A 19,053-nucleotide genomic window follows, 5' to 3' on the forward strand; every position below is an offset into this window, starting at 1 on the left:
CATCTGGAAACAACATGATTAAATTCAAAAACGTACATAAACATTTCAAAGACCTGCACGTCATCAACGGCGTCAATCTGGAAGTGAAGCAGGGTGAGGTGGTGGTGGTTTGCGGACCTTCGGGCAGCGGCAAATCGACGCTCATCCGTACCGTCAACCAGCTTGAAAGCATTGAGAGCGGCGAGATTTGGGTGGACGGTATCAATGTTGCCGATCTGCAGACGGATTTGAACAAGGTGCGTGAGGAAGTGGGTTTTGTGTTCCAAGGCTTCAATCTGTATCCGCATCTGACCGTATTGGAAAACATCATCCTTTCGCCGATGAAGGTGAAAAAACAAAGCCGCGAACAGGCTGAGGAAAAGGCGATGGAGCTGTTGGAACGCGTAGGCTTGGCGCATAAAAAAGATGCTTTCCCCAGCCAGCTTTCCGGCGGACAGCAGCAGCGCGTGGCGATTGCGCGCGGGCTGGCGATGGAGCCGCGTGTGATGTTGTTTGACGAACCGACTTCCGCGCTCGACCCGGAAATGGTCGGCGAGGTGTTGAAAGTGATGCAGGACTTGGCGGAAAGCGGCATGACCATGATGTGTGTCACGCATGAAATGGGCTTTGCGCGCGAAGTGGCAGACCGCATTATTTTCGTGGATAAAGGGCAGATTTTGGAAAACGAAACGCCTGAAGAGTTTTTTACCAATCCGAAACACGAACGCGCCAAACAGTTCTTGCAGCAAGTGATGACGCATTAACAGCTTGTCAAAAGGTCGTCTGAAAGACAGATTTGGGCTTTCAGACGACCTTTGGCGAATGCAACCGACATCTCTAAAGACAAGAGAATAAAACAATGAAAATGACAGACATTCTTCATAGGTATTATGGTGATTTTGATCTGATAAAGGAAAAATGGAATGAAGACTATGAAAGCATTTTGATTAAGACAAAGTATGATCAAAAATATAAAAGATGTCGTTTGGCAAAGAAAACACCCAAAAAAGAAGGCTACTTTACAGTCTTTTGGAAAAAAGACCAAGAGAACAAAAATATCCCTTATACCGATGAGGACTTGGGCGATGAACTGATTATTGTCGTGATAGACGGCTGTCATTGCGGTTTATTTATAATTCCCAAAGAGGTGGCTATCAGTAAAAAAATTCTCTCTACAAAGGATTGTAAAGGAAAGATGTCCATGCGATTTTATCCACCCTGGTGCACAAATTTAAATAAAACAGCCCAGAAAACACAAAAATGGCAAATGGATTATTTTAGAATAGATATAGACGGCAAAGAGGTCATTTCTCATTTTGCCGTAGCAAAGGAAAACCATGTATTTTGTTGACCGTACCGCCGTCGTGCTTAAGCCGACCGCCCGTTTTTTGGAATGGCTGAAATCCGCCGATGAAAATATGCCCGACCTGACCATCGAGCAAATCCGTGCCAACTGCTCCGTATTTCTCGTGCCGCAGTTTGACGAGCCGGAAGCCGTGATTGCCTATTTTGACGAACGCTACCAACAGATTTTCGAGGCGGAGTTGGCAGGCTGGGACATCGATAAAAGCAAGTGGCCGCAAGACATGAGCCTGAAGGCGTTTTGGGAATTTTTCGATACCGAAATCCACGATATGGTTTTGGACATGGAAGAAGCGGAATTGAGCATTACGCCCGTGTTTGACAATATGATGTAGGGCGATGCGCGCTTTTCAGACGACCTTGAAGCCGTCCCGTTCTTTAAAAGCCTTGTCCGTCTTGTTGCATTTGTCCGCAGTTGCCGTGTGCCTGATATGGTTTTACGGCTGGATGATGTGGTTCGGGCTGGCGGCGTTGGCGGGCAGTTTTGTCCACGCTTGGCGCGTGGTGAATTTGCGGACGGCGGGTGCGGTAAAGAAAATCGCCATTGACCGCCATGCGCGCGCTTGTGTATTTTGCGGAGATGGAGAAGGGCAGGGCGCGGTGTTGGACGGTGCGACCATGCTGACTCCTTACGCTTTGTTTTTGCAGTGGAATGCCGACGGCAAAACGATACGGCAATGCGTTACGCCCGATATGGCGGATAAGGAATCTTACCGTCGTCTGAAAGTTTGGGCGCGCTGGTGTCAGGTTCAGGATGCCGGGCATCCGCTTTAATTCGGTAAAGCGGTTTTCCGCCTTGTCCTTGTCAAATTAAACCCAATATAAAAATAGTCCACACAAGCAGCAGTAACCGTCCCCATTATTCCGAAACGACGGTTTCAGACGACCTTTTGAAAAACGAAACACACATGAAAACATTACAAGACTGGCTCTCGCATTTGGAAACCGCCCACAGCGGCGGCTTAATCGACATGGGCTTGGAACGCACGGGCGAAGTGAAAAAACGCATGAAGCTCGAGCCGCAATGCCCTGTCGTCGTTGTTGCGGGAACAAACGGTAAAGGTTCGGTCTGCGCCTACCTGACACAGATTTACAAACAGGCAGGCTTCAAAGTCGGTACGCTGACCAGCCCGCATTTATTGCGTTACAACGAACGCATCGCCGTCAACGCCGAGCCGGTTTCAGACGACCTCATCACCGCTTCCTTCGAGCGCATCGAAGCGGCGCGCGGCGAAATATCGCTGACTTATTTTGAATTCAATGCCTTGGCGGCGGTCGATATCTTCATACGCGAACAAGTCGATGTAATGATATTGGAAGTCGGTTTGGGCGGACGTTTGGACGCGGTCAATGTGTTCGACTGCGATTGCGCGGTGGTTACCAGCGTGGATTTGGACCATCAGGCGTTTTTGGGCGATACGGTCGAACAGGTCGGCTTTGAAAAAGCAGGCGTGTTCCGCAGCGGCAAACCCGCAATCTGCGGGCAAAACCCCGCGCCCGAATCGTTGGTCGCACACGCCGAAGCCATAGGCGCGAAACTGCTGATGGTGCAGCGCGATTTCGATTTTTCCTCATTGGAAAACATCCAATGGAACTACCGCTTTCATCCGCAGCATTCAGACGACCCCGCGCGCAACCGAAATTCCCTGCCGTTCCCCGCATTGCGCGGCGCATACCAGCTTTCCAACGCAGCCTGCGCGTTGACCGTGTTGGAATGTTTGAACGAAAAATTGCCGGTGGACATCGGCGCCATCAAACGCGGATTGCTGCTGGTTGAAAATCCCGGACGCTTCCAAGTCCTGCCCGGCCGCCCGCTGACCGTTTTGGATGTCGGACACAACCCCCACGCCGCCCGCGCCCTGCGCCGCAGCCTGATTAATTTGGCGTTTGCGCAAAAACGCACCGCCGTGTTCAGCATGCTGTCCGACAAAGACATAGACGGCGTGTTGGAAATCGTTAAAGACCAGTTTGACGAGTGGTATATCGCACCTTTGGACGTGCCGCGCGGCATGACCGCGGAAGCCTTGCAGGCGAAACTGGAAGCACAAAATATCGAAAATATACAAACTTTTACCTCCGTTCGCGAGGCGTACCGCACAGCTTTGGCTAAGGCGGGCGAAAATGATAGAATCGTTGTTTTCGGCTCATTTCATACCGTTGCCGACGTGATGGCGGCGTTGTAAAAGGAAATCTCCATGTCTGACAATAAGCAAAATGAAGTTCTGACCGGTTACGAACAGCTCAAACGCCGCAACCGACGCCGCTTGGTTATGGCATCGGGGTTGGTGGCGGCATCGACCGTTTTATTGGGCGTCGCCCTGTCAACCGGACCGGAAAACAAGCCAGAAGAAAACGCCCAAACTACAACCATCCAACAGAATAATGCCAACGCAGAACCTGCCAACCTGGCGGATGCGACCGTGTTGGAACCCTCTACCAAAGAAGATTTGGAAGCAGCGGCGGAAGCGGCCAAAAATGCCGATGCCGAAGTAGCGGACAAACCGCAGGAAACCGCCGCGCCGGAGCAAACTGCGCAAGCCGAGCCGCAACCTGATGCGCCGCCAGCCGCGCCCGAAGATGTAGGCCCGCCTTTGGTGCTGATTAACGATACGCTGTCAGACAGCGACATCAAAGGTTTGGAAGAATCCGAGAAAATCCAAAAAGCAGAAGCCGCCAAACGCGAAGCAGCCGAGCGCCGCGCGGAAGAGCGCCGTCGTAATCGTGAAGAGCAGCGTAAAGCGCAGCAGCTCCAAGCACAAGAAGCAGCGGAGCGCGAAGCCAATGCCGCAGCGCGTAAACGTGCGCTTCAAGCTGCCAAAGCCGAGAAGGCCGAGCGTGCCGCCGCAGCCGAGCGCAACAAGCTGGCACAGTTGGAAAAAGCCGAGAAAGCCGTTGCCGAACGTAAGGCATTAAAAGCCAAAGAAGAAGCGGCGGCGAAACACAAAGCGGCAGCGGAAAAAGCCAAAGAAACCGTCACAGCATCCGCATCCGAACCTAAAGAAAGAATTCGGGTAGATGCTTCCAAATATGAAAAAATTGAAACGGCCAACAAAAAAGCTTCCGCGGTAAGGGAAGCCGAAGCGAAAGTTGCCAAAGCCAAAACTGAGCAGACGGCCAAGGCAGAGAAAACTGCTACTGCCGAAAGGTCGTCTGAAAAGGCAAAAACCAAAACCGCCGAAGTCAAATCAGGTAAAAAAGCCGCCATTCAGGCTGGTTATGCTGAAAAAGAACGCGCCTTGAGCCTGCAACGCAAAATGAAAGCGGCAGGTATCGACTCAACCATTACCGAAGTGATGACGGATAAAGGCAAGGTTTACCGTGTCAAATCAGGCGCATACAAAAACGCCTACGACGCCGAACGCGACTTGAACAAACTGCGCGTACACGGCATTGCCGGACAGGTAACCAATGAATGATATTCCGTTAGCCGACATACTCGCCTTCGGCGTGATCGCGGCGTGTATTGTGATGTCGATGATACGCGGCGTCATTGCCGAAGCGGGTTCGCTGTTTGCGTGGGTGATTTCCTTTTTGTTGGCTAAAACGTTTGCCGTGCCGTTTTCGGAAGTGGTGTTTAAATCGATTCAACCGCGCGCCTTGGGCGTTGCTATTTCGTTTGTCGTGATTTTCTTTTTGGCGCGTTTTTTACAGCAGTTTTTGCGCACCATACTGACCAACGCAGCGTCATCGATGGGCTTGGGCAGCGTCAACAGAGTATTGGGCGGCGTGTTCGGCGCAGCCAAAGGCGTGTTGCTGGTCACTTTGGCGGTCATGGTCTGCGCCCACACCGATTTGCCGGAAACGGAAGATTGGCAAAGCTCGTACAGCATCCCTTATTTCCAATCATTGTCTGAAGTCATCATGCCTTACCTGCCCGGTCAGAAGGACAAGGCGGAAGATAAGGCGGAATCGTAAATCCCCCGGTTTCAGACGACCCCGATTACATCGAAGGTCGTCTGAAACCGGTTTTTTCATGAGTTAAAAGTTCGGCAGCTTTATTTGCCGAACGCGCTGCTGATAGTCTGAATCTCCGATAGAAGTATGGGCGGGGTGATGATAAGGCGATGAAATAGAAGCATTTATAGTGAAGTTGGATTTAATTTTCGATGCTTCGTATTATCGGACTGATTCATCAATCAGTCATGGTCCGTATCTGATTTCAAACTGAACGGGCGAATGATTGTCAACAATTTGGGCAACTTTGTCCGATTTATTCTATAATTCTGTTTTCCAAGTTAACCTCGAATTCGGAGAAGACGATATGTGCGGTGTATTAGGTTTGGTCAGCCATGAGCCGGTAAACCAGCTTCTGTACGACGGTTTGCAGATGTTGCAGCACAGGGGGCAGGATGCGGCGGGCATTGTGACGGCGGAAGGCAGCACGTTCCATATGCACAAAGGCAAAGGCATGGTGCGCGAAGTGTTCCGCACACGCAATATGCGCGATTTGATCGGCAACGCGGGCATCGCCCATGTCCGTTACCCTACGGCGGGCAACGCGGGCAGCAGCGCGGAGGCGCAGCCTTTCTACGTCAGCTCGCCTTTCGGCATCGTTTTGGCGCACAACGGCAACCTCACCAATACCGCCGAACTGTATGAAAACGTGTGCAACAAACACCTGCGCCACGTCAACACCAGCTCCGATTCCGAAGTCTTGCTCAACGTATTCGCGCACGAATTGCGCCGCGAAGTCTCTAAAAACGCCAATCCCCACCGGCTCAATATCGACAATATTTTCAACGCCGTTGCCGAAGTCCACCGCCTGGTGCGCGGCGCATACGGCGTGGTTGCCATGATTGCGGGCTACGGCATGCTCGCTTTCCGCGATCCTTACGGCATCCGCCCGCTGGTGTTGGGTTCGCAAACCGACGAGGCAGGCAGAAAATCCTATGCCGTTGCCTCCGAATCTGTCGCCTTCAATGCGCTTGCCTACGATTTGGAACGCGATATCCAGCCGGGCGAAGCAGTATTCGTTGGCTTTGACGGCACACTGATTGCCCGTCAATGCAGTGACCGCGCCAAACTCAGCCCCTGCCTCTTCGAATACGTCTATTTTGCCCGTCCCGACTCCGTAATCGACGGCGTATCGGTTTACCAATCGCGTTTGGATATGGGCGTGTCCTTAGCGGAAAAAATCAAACGCGAGCTGCCCGTGGACGACATCGACGTTGTGATGCCCATTCCCGACACCAGCCGCCCCAGTGCGATGGAACTTGCCGTCCACCTCAAAAAGCCTTACCGCGAAGGTTTGATTAAAAACCGCTATATCGGCCGCACCTTTATCATGCCCGGTCAGGCGACGCGCAAAAAATCCGTGCGCCAGAAACTCAGCCCGATGGAAACCGAGTTTGAAGGCAAAAGCGTATTGCTGGTGGACGACTCCATCGTGCGCGGGACGACCAGCCGCGAAATCGTCGAAATGGTACGCGCAGCGGGCGCGCGCAAAGTCTATATCGCTTCCGCCGCACCCGAAGTGCGCTATCCCAATGTGTACGGCATCGACATGCCCACGCGCGAAGAATTGATTGCCAACGGGCGCAGCGCGGCGGAAATTGCCGCCGAAATCGGCGCGGACGGCATCGTTTTCCAAAATTTGAGCGATTTGGAAGCCGTCGTCAAAGCACTCAATCCGCAAATCGAATCCTTCGATTCGTCCTGTTTCAACGGCATCTATCAAACCGGCGACATCGACCAAGCCTACCTCGACCGCCTGTCCGCCGAGAAATCCGGCTGCGGCGGCTTGAAAGTCCACCCGAGCAGGATGGAACACAGCATCAGCATCAGCGATACGGGTGACGAAGAATAAAACCGGTTTGAACGATTAAGGCAAAAGGTCGTCTGAAACGGGGTCATGTTTCAGACGACCTTTGTATAGTGGGTTAACTTTAAATCAGGACAAGGCGACGAAGCCGCAGACAGTACAGATAGTACGGAACCGATTCACTTGGTGCTTCAGCACCTTAGAGAATCGTTCTCTTTGAGCTAAGGCGAGTCAACGCCGTACCGGTTTAAAGTTAATTCACTATATTATTTTTAACGGCAAGATTATGAGTACCGAAACCAAAAACTACATCACGCCCGTCGGTTGGCAGGCGTTGAAAGACGAGCTGTATCAACTGGTCAATAAAGAGCGTCCCGAAATCGTCCAAATCGTCAACTGGGCGGCAAGCAACGGCGACCGCAGCGAAAACGGCGACTATCTTTACGGCAAACGCCGTATGCGCGAAATCGACCGCCGCATCCGTTTCCTGACCAAGCGTTTGGAAGCCGCCGTTGTCGTCGATCCCGAATTGCGCGAAGCGACCGACCAAGTGTTTTTCGGCGCAACCGTCGGATTATTACGCGGCGACGGGCGTGAGCAAACCGTCAAAATCGTCGGCGTCGATGAAATCGATACCGCGCAAAACAAAATTTCTTGGATTTCCCCGTTGGCGCGTTGTCTGATTAAAGCGAGGGAAGGGGACGAAGTCGTCTTGAACACACCGGAAGGGCGCGAAGAGATTGAAATTTTGTCGGTGGAATACATACGGATTGATTGAGCGGCAGTCGGATTATGCCGTATTTGTCGAGATGAAAAGGTCGTCTGAAAACATCAGGGTTTTCAGACGACCTTTTGTTTGAAGCCGCCGCTTCGCAAACTGACCTGTCCGCTGGATGTAATAATCTTTCTTTTGAGCCAAAGCAAGGCGGCGCGACCGCATTTTAGGTTTAATACACTATTGTTTTTTATCCGATAAGACCGTACACCGGCATCCCCCGACACTGCCCTACCGCGACAGTTTTGCCGTCTTTCAAAAGCGGCGTTCCCACCTCAATCCACTTTAAGGAAAATCATGGCTTCGCGCGATTTATACCCACAGGAAATTTTACAGGTCGTCCTCGATAAAAGCTGTGCCAAGGCACAATCCAGCGTTTCCACGCTGGCGGTTTTGAGCGTTTTGGCAGGCGGATACATCGGCTTCGGTTATCTGGCTTATTTGAAAGTGGTCAGCGGCATCCCGCACGAATGGGGCGGCTTGGCGACTTTGCTCGGTGCGGCAATGTTCCCCATCGCCTTGATCTGCATCCTGCTCGGCGGCGGCGAGCTAGTGACGAGCAATATGATGATTATGTCTTTGGGGCGTTTGGCAGGGCGGATTTCCACAAAAATGCTGTTGCGCAACTGGGTCGTCGTGTGTCTGGGCAATTTGGCGGGAACGCTGGCGATGGCGTTTTTCCTCGGACACTACGTCGGGATGACCGAAGGCAGCGTGGCGGAAAAAACGATTGCGGTGGCGGAAGCCAAAGTCCATATGGATTTTGGCAGGGCTTTCGTCTCGGCGGTCGCGTGTAACTGGATGGTGTGTATGGGCGCATGGCTGCACTTTGCCGCCAAGCATACGGCGGGGCGGATGTTGGCGATTTGGTTTCCCGTCATGATTTTCGTGTTAAACGGCTTCCAACACCTTGTCGCCAATATGTTCATCATCCCCGCCGGTATTTTGGCGGGCGCAGACATCACATGGGGGCAGTTTTTCTTCAACATGATTCCTGTGTTTTTAGGCAATGTCTTAGGCGGCGCATCGTTTGTCGGCGCGTCGTACCTTTATACTTATAAAGATACGCTGAAAGATTGTGCCGAATAATCTATAGTGGATTAAATTTAAATCAGGACAAGGCGACGAAGCCGCAGACAGTACAGATAGTACGGCAAGGCGAGGCAACGCCGTACTGGTTTAAAGTTAATTCACTATACATTTGAGCATACAAAACCTGCTTTAAAAAGCAGGTTTTGCCGTTTCAGACGACCTCCAAGCCGATTTTTGACTCAGTCCGTCTGATATAATGCCGCCTCAAAATAATCAGATACATGAAACACATGACTCAAGCCTCCCTCCCGCCCCGCCGCCTTTCCGTCGCCCCCATGCTCGACTGGACGGACCGCCACTACCGCTACCTCGCCCGCCAGATTACCCGCAACACATGGCTTTACAGCGAAATGGTCAATTCCGGCGCCATCGTCTATGGCGACAAAGACCGCTTTTTGATGTTCAACGAAGGCGAGCAGCCCGTCGCCCTGCAACTGGGCGGCAGCGATCCGTCCGATTTGGCGAAGGCGGCCAAAGCCGCCGAAGAATACGGCTACAACGAAGTCAACCTCAACTGCGGCTGCCCCAGCCCGCGCGTGCAAAAAGGCTCGTTCGGCGCGTGTCTGATGAACGAAGTCATGTTGGTTGCCGACTGCCTCAACGCCATGCAGGACGCAGTAGGCATCCCCGTTACCGTTAAACACCGCATCGGCGTCGACAGGCAGACTGAATACCAAACCGTCGCCGATTTCGTCGGCACGCTGCGCGACAAAACCGCCTGCAAAACCTTCATCGTCCACGCCCGCAACGCATGGCTGGACGGACTCTCCCCCAAAGAAAACCGCGACGTTCCGCCGTTGAAATACGATTACGTTTACCGCCTCAAGCAAGAGTTTCCCGAGCTGGAAATCATCATCAACGGCGGCATCACCACCAACGAAGCAATCGCCGGACACCTGCAACACGTTGACGGCGTAATGGTCGGACGCGAGGCGTATCACAACCCGATGGTCATGCACGAATGGGACAGGCTGTTTTACGGCGATACCCGCAGCCCGATTGAATACGCCGATTTGGTGCAGCGCCTCTACACATACAGCCAAGCCCAAATCCAAGCCGGACGCGGCACAATCTTGCGCCACATTGTCCGCCACAGCCTCGGGCTGATGCACGGCCTGAAAAACGCCCGCACTTGGCGGCGTATGCTTTCCGACGCGACGCTGTTGAAAGACAACGACGGCAGCCTGATTCTCGACGCGTGGAAAGAGGTCGAGAGGGCGAACGTATGGGAATAGCGCGGGAAAGTTGACTTTCAATTGCCGCTCTCCGGCAGCTGCAAATCGCCTCTTCTCCGCAAAAATGAGAGGTCGTCTGAAAACAGAACAGGTTTTCAGAAGACCTCTATTTATCCCATATGACACAATCGGCCCAGTCTATTATAGTGGATTAACTTTAAATCAGGACAAGGCGACGAAGCCGCAGGCAGTACAGATAGTACGGAACCGATTCACTTGGTGCTTCAGCACCTTAGAGAATCGTTCTCTTTGAGCTAAGGCGAGGCAACGCCGTACCGGTTTAAAGTTAATCCACTATAAAATCCCCGTTTCAGACGACCTTTAAGAAAGAACATTATGTATCACGCATTCGGCGGCGCGGCAGGCGTACGCAACCTGACCGACCGCTTTTACGACCTGATGGAACTCGAGCCGCAATACCGCGCCCTGCGCCAGATGCACGGCGAAGACATGACGCTGATTCGCGAAAAACTCTACGAATTTTTCAGCGGCTGGCTCGGCGGCCCGCCCTTGTTCGAGCAGAAATACGGCCATCCCATGCTGCGGGCGCGGCACATGCCCTTTGCCGTGAATATGCAAGTGCGCGACGAATGGATCGCCTGCTTCGCCCAAGCCATGAACGAACTGGAAATTAGCAAAGACCTCGCCGAGCCCGTCCTTATCCGCATTTTTGCGATGGCGGACTGGATGCGCAACCAAAACGAAGAAGGCGTAGAACCGCCCATGCCGCCGATGGCGGTCGATCCCACAATCCGCATTCCCGAGCTGAAAAACGTCTTAAAGCAATACGGCGTGGACGGTTATTTCCCAACCTTCCCGGCTTGAGGTCGTCTGAAAAAGACGAACCCCTTCCCGTTTTCCCTGTTTGATAAAAGGACTGCTGCTGTAAAGTGGCAGCCGTTTGCACTCAATCAATGGCGGAGAATCCCAATACGATATTTCTGCTGGTAACAGTCAGCTAAATTAGCAAAATAGCATTTTAAATACAGTAAGGATAGAATCACGGCATTTTCAGACGACCTCGACCGTCGTCTGAAAATGTCGTGATTTTTATGGAACATACATCAGGGAAGTTTGAAATGAACGCATGGTTGAAAAAAATGATGGTTGCCTTGCTGGCTTTGGGTATAGGGCAGGCAGCTTGGGCGGATGAAGTACCGAATTTAAAGAAAATAGTGCAAAGAGCGGAAGCGGGAGAGTCAGATGTTCAAGTTATTTTGGGTTCGATGTATTTGAGAGGGATAGGCGTTCGTCAGAGTGATCAAGAGGCGGTGCGATGGTATCGCAAAGCGGCAGAACAGGGACAGGCAGAAGCCCAATATAATTTGTGTATGATGTATTACGTAGGACAAGGTGTTAATCAAGACCATGAACAGGCGATGGAATGGTGCCGCTCTGCAGCAGATAAAGGGTATCTCCCAGCCCAAAATAATCTGGGCATGATGTATGGTGTTCTTCAAAACTACGTAGAAGCAACGAAGTGGCTTCAGAAGGCGGCAGAGCAGGGGAGTGTAAATGCTCAATATAATTTGGGATTGAGGTATGAGCAAGGGCAAGGCGTCCGTCAAAACGATGAAGAGGCGGTGCGATGGTATCGTAAGGCGGCAGAACAGGGACTTGCGACAGCCCAATATCATTTGGGTGTGATGTATGCCAATGGACGGGGCGTCCGTCAAAACGATGAAGAGGCGGTGCGATGGTATCGTAAGGCGGCAGAACAGGGACTTGCGACAGCCCAATATCATTTGGGTGTGATGTATGCCAATAGACGGGGCGTCCGTCAAAACTATGAAGAGGCGGCGCAATGGTATCGCAAGGCAGCGGAACAGGGTGATGTAGACGCTCAAAATAATTTGGGCGCGCTGTATGACGAAGGACAGGGCGTTCGCCAAGACTCTGCAGAGGCAGTGCGGTGGTATCGCAAGGCAGCAGAACGGGGGTATGTAGTTGCCCAAAATAATTTGGGTGTGGCATATAGTGAAGGGCAAGGTGTTCGCCAAGACTATCCAGAGGCGTTGCGGTGGTATCGCAAGGCAGCAGAACATGGGTTTGCAGCAGCCCAACATAATTTGGGTGAGATGTATTATGAAGGAAAAGGCGTACACCAAAACTATCCAGAGGCGTTGCAATGGTATCTCAAGGCAGCAGAACAGGGGTTCTCACCGGCTCAAAATAGGTTGGGTGAGATGTATGAAGAAGGGCAAGGCGTCCCCAAAAATCGAAAAGTTGCCAAAGAATGGCACAAGAAGGCTTGTGATAATGGATTCCAAGATGGTTGCAATGACTACCGAAAGTTGAATAACGAAGGACATTAAACCTTTCTCAAAGGTCGTCTGAAACACATAGATAAACCAAGAAACCTTCTGAATAAAAACAGGATTTGAGATGAACACCTTATTGAAAAACATGATGCTTGCCTTATTGTCGTTGGGCATAGGGCAAGCAGCTTGGGCGGATGATACGCTGAATGTAGGAGGGGTGGCGCAAAAGGAAATGCTGCAACTGGCGGAAGCTGGCGATGCGGAGCTTCAACTTGCTTTAGGTGTGATGTACGAACAAGGAAAAGGTGTTCGCCAAGATTATGCAGAGGCAGCGGGGTGGTTTCGCAAGGCCGCGGAGTTGGGGCTTGCAGCAGCCCAATATAATTTAGCTGTAATGTATACCGAAGGACGAGGCGTTCGCCAAGACTATGAAGAGGCGGTACGATGGTATCGGAAGGCCGCCGATCAAGGGTTTGCGGAAGCCCAAAATAATTTAGGTGCGATGTACAAGGACGGGAAAGGTATACGTCAAGATGACAATCAGGCTGTACAGTGGTATCGCAAAGCGGTAGAACAAGGGGTTGCTGCAGCCCAATATAATTTGGGCTTGATGTATTACGAAGGACGAGGTGTACGTCAAGACTATAAACAGGCATTGCAGTGGTATCGCAAAGCAGCGGGGCAGGGATATAAGGATGCGCAAAATAATTTAGGCGTAATGTACAAGGATGGGAAAGGTGTACGTAAAGATTACGTTCAGGCGGTGAAGTGGTATCGTAAAGCAGCAGAGCAGGGGAATGCAGAAGCCCAATATAATTTGGGTGTGATGTATACCGAAGGGCAAGGTGTTCGGCAAGATGACGCTCAGGCGGTACAGTGGTTTCGCAGAGCGGTAGAACAAGGTGATGCAAATGCTCAATATAATTTGGGTGTGATGTATGCCAAAGGACGAGGTGTCCGCCAAGATTATGTTCAAACATTGCAGTTATGGCATAAAGCTGCACGGCACGGAGTTGCCGAGGCACAAAGTGGTCTAGGTTGGATGTATTACACGGGTAGAGGCGTTCGCCAAAATTCGGTAATAGCCAAAGAGTGGTACAAGAAGGCCTGTGATAATGGATTCCAAGATGGTTGCAATGACTATCGAAAGTTGAATAACGAAGGACATTAAACCTTTCCCAAAGGTCGTCTGAAACACATAGACAAACCAAAAAACATTCTGAATAAAATAGGATTTTGAGATGAACACCTTATTGAAAAAAATGATGTTCGCCTTGCTGGCTTTAGGCATAAGGCAAGCAGCTTGGGCGGATGATATTCCTGATTTTAGGGGAACCCTTCAAGCGGCGGAACGGGGAAATGTGAAAGCTCAAAATAATTTGGGTGTAATGTATGAAAAAGGGCTGGGTGTCCATCAAGACTATACACAGGCAATGAAGTGGTATCGTAAGGCGGCAGAACAAGGGGCTGCCGCAGCCCAATATAATTTGGGATTGCTGTATGCCAACGATTCCAGTAATCATCAAGACTACGCACAGGCGGCAGAATGGTATCGCAAGGCTGCGGAACAAGGGCATCCCTCTGCTCAAAATAATTTGGGTGCAATGTATGCCAATGGGCAAGGAGTCCGTCAAGATTACTTACAGGCAATGGAGTGGTATCACAAGTCGGCAAAACAAGGGTATGCTCCGGCCCAAAATAATTTGGGTGTAATGTATGAAAAAGGACAAGGTGTTCGTCAAGACTATGCACGGGCAGTAGAATGGTTTCTCAAAGCAGCGGAACAAGGGACGGCTACCGCCCAATTTAATTTGGGTTTGATGTATGAAACAGGACGAGGCGTCCGCCAAGACTATGCACAGGCAGCGGGGTGGTTTCGCAAGGCTGCGGAACAAGGGGATGCCTATGCCCAACATAATTTGGCGCTTATGTACGCGTTTGGTCGAGGCGTCCCCCAAAATTATACAATTGCCAAAGAATGGCTTGGCAAGGCTTGTACCAATGGAGATCAGCAAAGTTGTGATAATTACCGTACATTGGATTAAGTAGGATAATGAAGCCTTTTCCCAAGGTCGTCTGAAACACATAGGCAACCCCAAAAACATTCTGAGTAAAAAAGGATTTTGAGATGAACACCTTACTGAAAAAAATGATGGTTGCTTTGCTGGCTTTAGGCATAGGGCAAGCAGCTTGGGCAGATGATGTTCCTGACTTACAGAAAACCTTGCAATCGGCGAAACAGGGAAATGCCGATGCCCAATTTAATTTGGGTCTGATGTATGACAGTGGGCGAGGAGTCCGTCAAGACTATACAAAGGCAGTGCAGTGGTATCGCAAGGCAGCAGAACAAGGGGTTGCAGAAGCCCAATTTAATTTGGGTGTGGCGTATGCAGAAGGGAAAGGCGTTCGTCAAGACTATGCACAAGCAGTGCAGTGGTATCGGAAGGTGGCAGAACAAGGATATTCTGAAGCTCAATTGAATTTGGGTATGATGTATGACAAAGGGCAAGGAGTTCGTCAAGATCATGCACAGGCAGCTCAGTGGTATCGTAAGGCGGCAGAACAAGGGCATGCCGTTGCCCAATATAATTTGGGTGTGGCGTATAAAAAAGGTGAAGGAGTTCGTCAAGATGATAAGCAGGCAGTGCAGTGGTATCGTAAAGCGGCAGAACAAGGGCTTGCTCAAGCTCAGTCTAATTTGGGTGTGATGTATGGAAAAGGGCAAGGCGTGCGCCAAGACTATGCAAAGGCAGTGAGTTGGTATCGCAAGGCAGCAGAACAGGGACAGGCAGAAGCCCAATATAACTTGGGTGTGATGTATGAAGAAGGGCAAGGTGTATCCAAAAATCGAAAAGTTGCCAAAGAGTGGTACAAGAAGGCTTGTGATAACGGACTACAACAAAGTTGTGATGCTTACCGTACATTGGATTAAGTAGGATAATGAAACCTTTCCCAAAGGTCGTCTGAAGTACATAGACAAACCCAAAAACATTCTAAATAAAAAAGGATTTTGAGATGAACACCGTATTGAAAAAAATGATGGTTGCTTTGCTGGCTTTGGGCATAGGGCAAGCAGCTTGGGCTGATAATGTGCCGGATTTTAAGAAAACGCTTCAAGCTGCAGAACAAGGATTTGCAGCTGCCCAATATAATTTGGGTGTGATGTACGACAATGGGCAAGGAGTCCGTCAAGACGATGCACAGGCAGTGCAGTGGTATCGCAAGGCTGCAGAACAAGGGCATGCTAAAGCCCAATATAATTTGGGTGTGGCGTATATCAACGGACAGGGAGTCCGTCAAGACGATGCACAGGCGGTGCAGTGGTTTGGCAAGGCTGCAGAACAAGGATATGCTAAAGCCCAATATAATTTGGGTGTGATGTATGACAAAGGTGAAGGAGTTCGTCAAGATCATGCACAGGCGGTGCAGTGGTATCGCAAGGCTGCAGAACAAGGGGATGCTCCAGCCCAATATAATTTGGGTGTGATGTATGCCAACGGACAGGGAGTCCGTCAGGACGATGCACAGGCAGTGCAGTGGTATCGCAAGGCGGCGGGACAAGGTCATGCCAAAGCCCAATATAATTTGGGTGGGATGTATGCCAATGGGAAAGGAGTCCTTCAAAACCTTGTACAGGCAGAGCAGTGGTATCGTAAGGCTGCAGAACAAGGGATTGCGGAAGCCCAATATAATTTGGGTGTGATGTACGACAATGGGCAAGGTGTTCGTCAGAACTATAAGATTGCCAAAGAGTGGTTTGGTAAGGCTTGTGATAATGGAATACAGCTAGGTTGCGATGCTTACCGAGAATTGAATCAGGCAGGATATTGAATCTTTATCCCAAGGTCGTCTGAAATACATATACAAACCCAAAAACCTTCTGAATAAAAACAGGATTTTGAGATGAACACCTTATTGAAAAACATGATGCTTGCCTTGCTGTCTTTGGGCATAGTGCAAGCAGTTTGGGCGGATGATGTTCCTGACTTGCAGAAAACCTTGCAATCGGCGAGACAGGGGAATGCCGCTGCCCAATTCAATTTGGGTTTAATGTATGATAAAGGGCAGGGCGGCGTTCGCCAAGACCATGCCGAAGCGTTCAAATGGTATAGCCAAGCGGCGAAACAGGGATTTGTCCTGGCCCAATACAATTTGGGTGTGATGTATGATAGGGGGCTGGGCGTGCGTAAAGATTACGCACAGGCAGTCAAATGGTACCGCCAAGCGGCACAACAGGGATTTGCCCAAGCCCAATATAATTTAGGTGTGATGTATTACGACGGGCTGGGCGTACGCAAAGATTATTCACAGGCGGCCAAATGGATGCGCCAAACGGCACAACAGGGCAATGCCAGAGCCCAATACAATTTGGGTGTGATGTATGCCGAAGGGCAGGGGGTTCGCCAAAATCTGAAAGTTGCCAAAGAGTGGTTCGGTATGGCATGTAATAACGGCAATCAGTCAGGCTGTGAAAATTACCGCCGTTTGCAATCGGGTTATTGAACGGTTTATGAAATACCGTCTGAAAAAACTTAGGACAAAACCAAAATGACTTTCCAAAACAAAAAAATCCTCGTCGCCGGACTCGGCGGTACGGGTATTTCCATGATTGCCTATCTGCGCAAAAACGGCGCGGAGGTGGCTGCTTATGATGCGGAGTTAAAACCGGAGCGCGTGTCGCAAATCGGTAAGATGTTTGACGGGCTGGTGTTTTACACGGGGCGTCTGAAAGATGCGTTGGACAACGGTTTCGATATTCTGGCGCTCAGTCCCGGCATCAGCGAGCGTCAGCCGGATATCGAGGCGTTCAAGCAAAACGGTGGGCGCGTGTTGGGCGACATCGAATTGTTGGCGGACATTGTGAACCGCCGCGGCGACAAGGTGATTGCGATTACCGGCAGTAACGGCAAAACCACGGTAACGAGCCTGGTCGGCTATCTCTGCATCAAGTGCGGGCTGGATACCGTTATCGCGGGCAATATCGGTACGCCGGTTTTGGAGGCGGAATTGCAGCGCGAAGGCAAAAAGGCGGACGTGTGGGTGTTGGAGCTTTCCAGTTTCCAACTGGAAAACACCGAAAGCTTGCGCCCAACCGCGGCGACGGTGCTGAACATTTCCGAAGACCATCTCGACCGCTACGACGATTTGCTCGACTATGCGCATACCAAAGCCAAGATTTTCCGTGGCGATGGCGTGCAGGTTTTAAATTCAGACGACGTGTTCTGCCGCGCCATGAAGCGTGCCGGGCGCGAGGTGAAATGGTTTTCGTTGGAACACGAAGCCGATTTTTGGTTGGAACGCGAAACGGGTCGTCTGAAACAAGGTAATGAAGATTTGATTGCCACACAAGACATCCCGCTGCAAGGTCTGCACAACGCCGCCAACGTCATGGCTGCCGTCGCCTTGTGCGAAGCCGTCGGTTTGCCGCGTGAAGCATTGCTCGAACACGTCAAAACCTTCCAAGGTCTGCCGCACCGCGTGGAAAAAATCGGCGAGAAAAACGGCGTGGTATTCATCGACGATAGTAAAGGCACGAACGTCGGCGCGACTGCCGCCGCGATTGCCGGTTTGCAAAACCCGCTCTTCGTGATTTTGGGCGGTATGGGCAAAGGGCAGGACTTCACGCCCCTGCGCGACGCGCTTGCCGGCAAGGCAAAAGGTGTGTTCTTGATTGGTGTCGATGCGCCGCAAATCCGCCGCGATTTGGACGGCTGCGGTCTGAATATGACCGACTGCGCCACTTTGGAAGAAGCGGTTCAGACGGCATACGCCCAAGCCGAAGCGGGCGATATCGTGCTGCTCAGCCCCGCCTGCGCGAGCTTCGATATGTTTAAAGGCTATGCACACCGTTCGGAAGTGTTTATCGAAGCGTTTAAGGCTTTGTGAGGTCGTCTGAAACATGAAAAGAGGGTTGAAAATCAGTTTGGCGGCGGTTTTGCTTTTGGCAGTCGCTGCCGGAGTGGTTTGGTATTCCATGCCCATCCGTTCCGAGCAGACCGTTGCGACATCGGGCGAGTTGACCGTTGCCGAGCCAAGCGAAACGCCACTTCCCGAAAATGCCGTTATTGATAGATTGGTCGTACATAAAAGCAAGCGCACCATGTCGGCGTACTCGAAAGGCAAGTTGCTGAAAACCTATCCCATTGCGCTGGGCAAGCAGCCCGTCGGGCATAAACACTTTGAAGGCGACGGCAAAACGCCCGAAGGAAAATACCGCATCAACGAGCGCAATCCCAACAGCGCATACCATAAAAACCTCGGCGTTTCCTATCCCAACGAAGCCGACAAAGCCTATGCGGCGGCACAAGGTAAAAGTCCGGGCGGGCTGATTAAAATCCACGGCATCAAAAACGGCTGGGGTTCTATCGGCAAAAGGCATCTGCAAAGAGACTGGACCGACGGCTGCATCGCGGTAACGGACGAGGAAATCGACGAACTCTACCGCAGCGTGAAGCACAATGCGGAAATTGAGATTTTGCCGTAAACCTTGTGTGCCATCGCCTCAAAGGTCGTCTGAAAACGTCAAGGCGGTTTCAGACGACCTTTTTGCAGTAGCGGCAAACTTGTTCCTTTCCTTTATCCGGTGTG

The 19,053-nt window shown here is 51.1% G+C and carries 20 protein-coding genes and 1 pseudogene; all 21 read left to right on the plus strand.

Annotation, left to right across the window (positions count from 1 at the left end):
• The first annotated feature begins 14 nt into the window (after positions 1 to 14).
• The 21 genes and pseudogenes from MON40_RS02000 to MON40_RS02100 all read left to right on the plus strand — a co-directional run bounded on the left by MON40_RS02000 (position 15) and on the right by MON40_RS02100 (position 18,949).
• Entirely contained in the window at positions 15 to 743 is a 729-nt protein-coding gene (locus tag MON40_RS02000; protein ID WP_003779842.1) for an amino acid ABC transporter ATP-binding protein, read from the plus strand.
• Between the two features lie 95 nt (positions 744 to 838).
• Positions 839 to 1,330, plus strand: a complete 492-nt coding sequence (locus tag MON40_RS02005; protein ID WP_070603316.1) for a MepB family protein — start codon at positions 839 to 841, stop codon at positions 1,328 to 1,330.
• A complete protein-coding gene (locus MON40_RS02010; protein WP_003761526.1) occupies positions 1,317 to 1,676 on the plus strand; it encodes a hypothetical protein in 360 nt (119 codons plus the stop codon). Before MON40_RS02005 ends, MON40_RS02010 begins: the two co-directional genes overlap by 14 nt.
• Positions 1,677 to 1,680: 4 nt before the next feature.
• Positions 1,681 to 2,115, plus strand: a complete 435-nt coding sequence (locus tag MON40_RS02015; RefSeq protein WP_003779850.1) for a protein YgfX — start codon at positions 1,681 to 1,683, stop codon at positions 2,113 to 2,115.
• A gap of 134 nt (positions 2,116 to 2,249) precedes the next feature.
• The gene (gene folC, locus MON40_RS02020; protein ID WP_242925981.1) at positions 2,250 to 3,524 is read left to right on the plus strand and encodes a bifunctional tetrahydrofolate synthase/dihydrofolate synthase; all 1,275 of its coding nucleotides are present in this window, start codon (positions 2,250 to 2,252) and stop codon (positions 3,522 to 3,524) included.
• 12 nt (positions 3,525 to 3,536) lie between these two features.
• A complete protein-coding gene (locus MON40_RS02025) occupies positions 3,537 to 4,757 on the plus strand; it encodes an SPOR domain-containing protein (protein ID WP_003779857.1) in 1,221 nt (406 codons plus the stop codon).
• On the plus strand, positions 4,750 to 5,256 hold the full coding sequence (locus MON40_RS02030; protein ID WP_003779858.1) for a CvpA family protein: 507 nt from the start codon (positions 4,750 to 4,752) through the stop codon (positions 5,254 to 5,256). The genes MON40_RS02025 and MON40_RS02030 overlap by 8 nt, the downstream gene beginning before the upstream one ends.
• A gap of 346 nt (positions 5,257 to 5,602) precedes the next feature.
• A complete protein-coding gene (gene purF, locus MON40_RS02035) occupies positions 5,603 to 7,147 on the plus strand; it encodes an amidophosphoribosyltransferase (RefSeq protein ID WP_003769279.1) in 1,545 nt (514 codons plus the stop codon).
• 64 nt (positions 7,148 to 7,211) lie between these two features.
• Positions 7,212 to 7,274, plus strand: a pseudogene (locus MON40_RS13460) (transposase); the annotation flags it as partial.
• 114 nt (positions 7,275 to 7,388) lie between these two features.
• The gene (gene greB / locus MON40_RS02040) at positions 7,389 to 7,880 is read left to right on the plus strand and encodes a transcription elongation factor GreB (RefSeq protein WP_003779860.1); all 492 of its coding nucleotides are present in this window, start codon (positions 7,389 to 7,391) and stop codon (positions 7,878 to 7,880) included.
• Positions 7,881 to 8,174: 294 nt separating this feature from the next.
• The gene (locus MON40_RS02045; RefSeq protein ID WP_003779864.1) at positions 8,175 to 8,966 is read left to right on the plus strand and encodes a formate/nitrite transporter family protein; all 792 of its coding nucleotides are present in this window, start codon (positions 8,175 to 8,177) and stop codon (positions 8,964 to 8,966) included.
• Positions 8,967 to 9,199: 233 nt separating this feature from the next.
• Positions 9,200 to 10,204, plus strand: a complete 1,005-nt coding sequence (gene dusA / locus MON40_RS02055) for a tRNA dihydrouridine(20/20a) synthase DusA (protein WP_147611992.1) — start codon at positions 9,200 to 9,202, stop codon at positions 10,202 to 10,204.
• Positions 10,205 to 10,540: 336 nt separating this feature from the next.
• Complete coding sequence (locus tag MON40_RS02060; protein ID WP_003779868.1) at positions 10,541 to 11,029, plus strand: group II truncated hemoglobin; 489 nt, start codon at positions 10,541 to 10,543, stop codon at positions 11,027 to 11,029.
• A 254-nt stretch (positions 11,030 to 11,283) separates the two neighbouring features.
• Positions 11,284 to 12,519, plus strand: a complete 1,236-nt coding sequence (locus MON40_RS02065; protein WP_242925982.1) for an SEL1-like repeat protein — start codon at positions 11,284 to 11,286, stop codon at positions 12,517 to 12,519.
• A gap of 70 nt (positions 12,520 to 12,589) precedes the next feature.
• Positions 12,590 to 13,636 carry a tetratricopeptide repeat protein gene (locus tag MON40_RS02070; protein WP_003779875.1) on the plus strand — a complete coding sequence of 349 codons (1,047 nt, stop codon included), beginning with the start codon at positions 12,590 to 12,592 and terminating at the stop codon, positions 13,634 to 13,636.
• A 70-nt stretch (positions 13,637 to 13,706) separates the two neighbouring features.
• Positions 13,707 to 14,510, plus strand: coding sequence for a tetratricopeptide repeat protein (locus MON40_RS02075; RefSeq protein WP_003779877.1), 804 nt, complete (start codon positions 13,707 to 13,709; stop codon positions 14,508 to 14,510).
• A gap of 83 nt (positions 14,511 to 14,593) precedes the next feature.
• A complete protein-coding gene (locus MON40_RS02080) occupies positions 14,594 to 15,397 on the plus strand; it encodes a tetratricopeptide repeat protein (protein ID WP_003779879.1) in 804 nt (267 codons plus the stop codon).
• Between the two features lie 83 nt (positions 15,398 to 15,480).
• Entirely contained in the window at positions 15,481 to 16,296 is an 816-nt protein-coding gene (locus MON40_RS02085) for a tetratricopeptide repeat protein (RefSeq protein WP_003767349.1), read from the plus strand.
• 72 nt (positions 16,297 to 16,368) lie between these two features.
• The gene (locus tag MON40_RS02090) at positions 16,369 to 16,968 is read left to right on the plus strand and encodes a tetratricopeptide repeat protein (RefSeq protein WP_003767328.1); all 600 of its coding nucleotides are present in this window, start codon (positions 16,369 to 16,371) and stop codon (positions 16,966 to 16,968) included.
• A gap of 45 nt (positions 16,969 to 17,013) precedes the next feature.
• Complete coding sequence (gene murD, locus MON40_RS02095; protein WP_003779883.1) at positions 17,014 to 18,351, plus strand: UDP-N-acetylmuramoyl-L-alanine--D-glutamate ligase; 1,338 nt, start codon at positions 17,014 to 17,016, stop codon at positions 18,349 to 18,351.
• A gap of 13 nt (positions 18,352 to 18,364) precedes the next feature.
• Entirely contained in the window at positions 18,365 to 18,949 is a 585-nt protein-coding gene (locus MON40_RS02100) for a L,D-transpeptidase family protein (protein ID WP_003779884.1), read from the plus strand.
• Positions 18,950 to 19,053 lie beyond the last annotated feature (104 nt).

Origin of the sequence: Neisseria macacae ATCC 33926, from assembly GCF_022749495.1 — a bacterium.
GTDB lineage: Bacteria > Pseudomonadota > Gammaproteobacteria > Burkholderiales > Neisseriaceae > Neisseria > Neisseria macacae.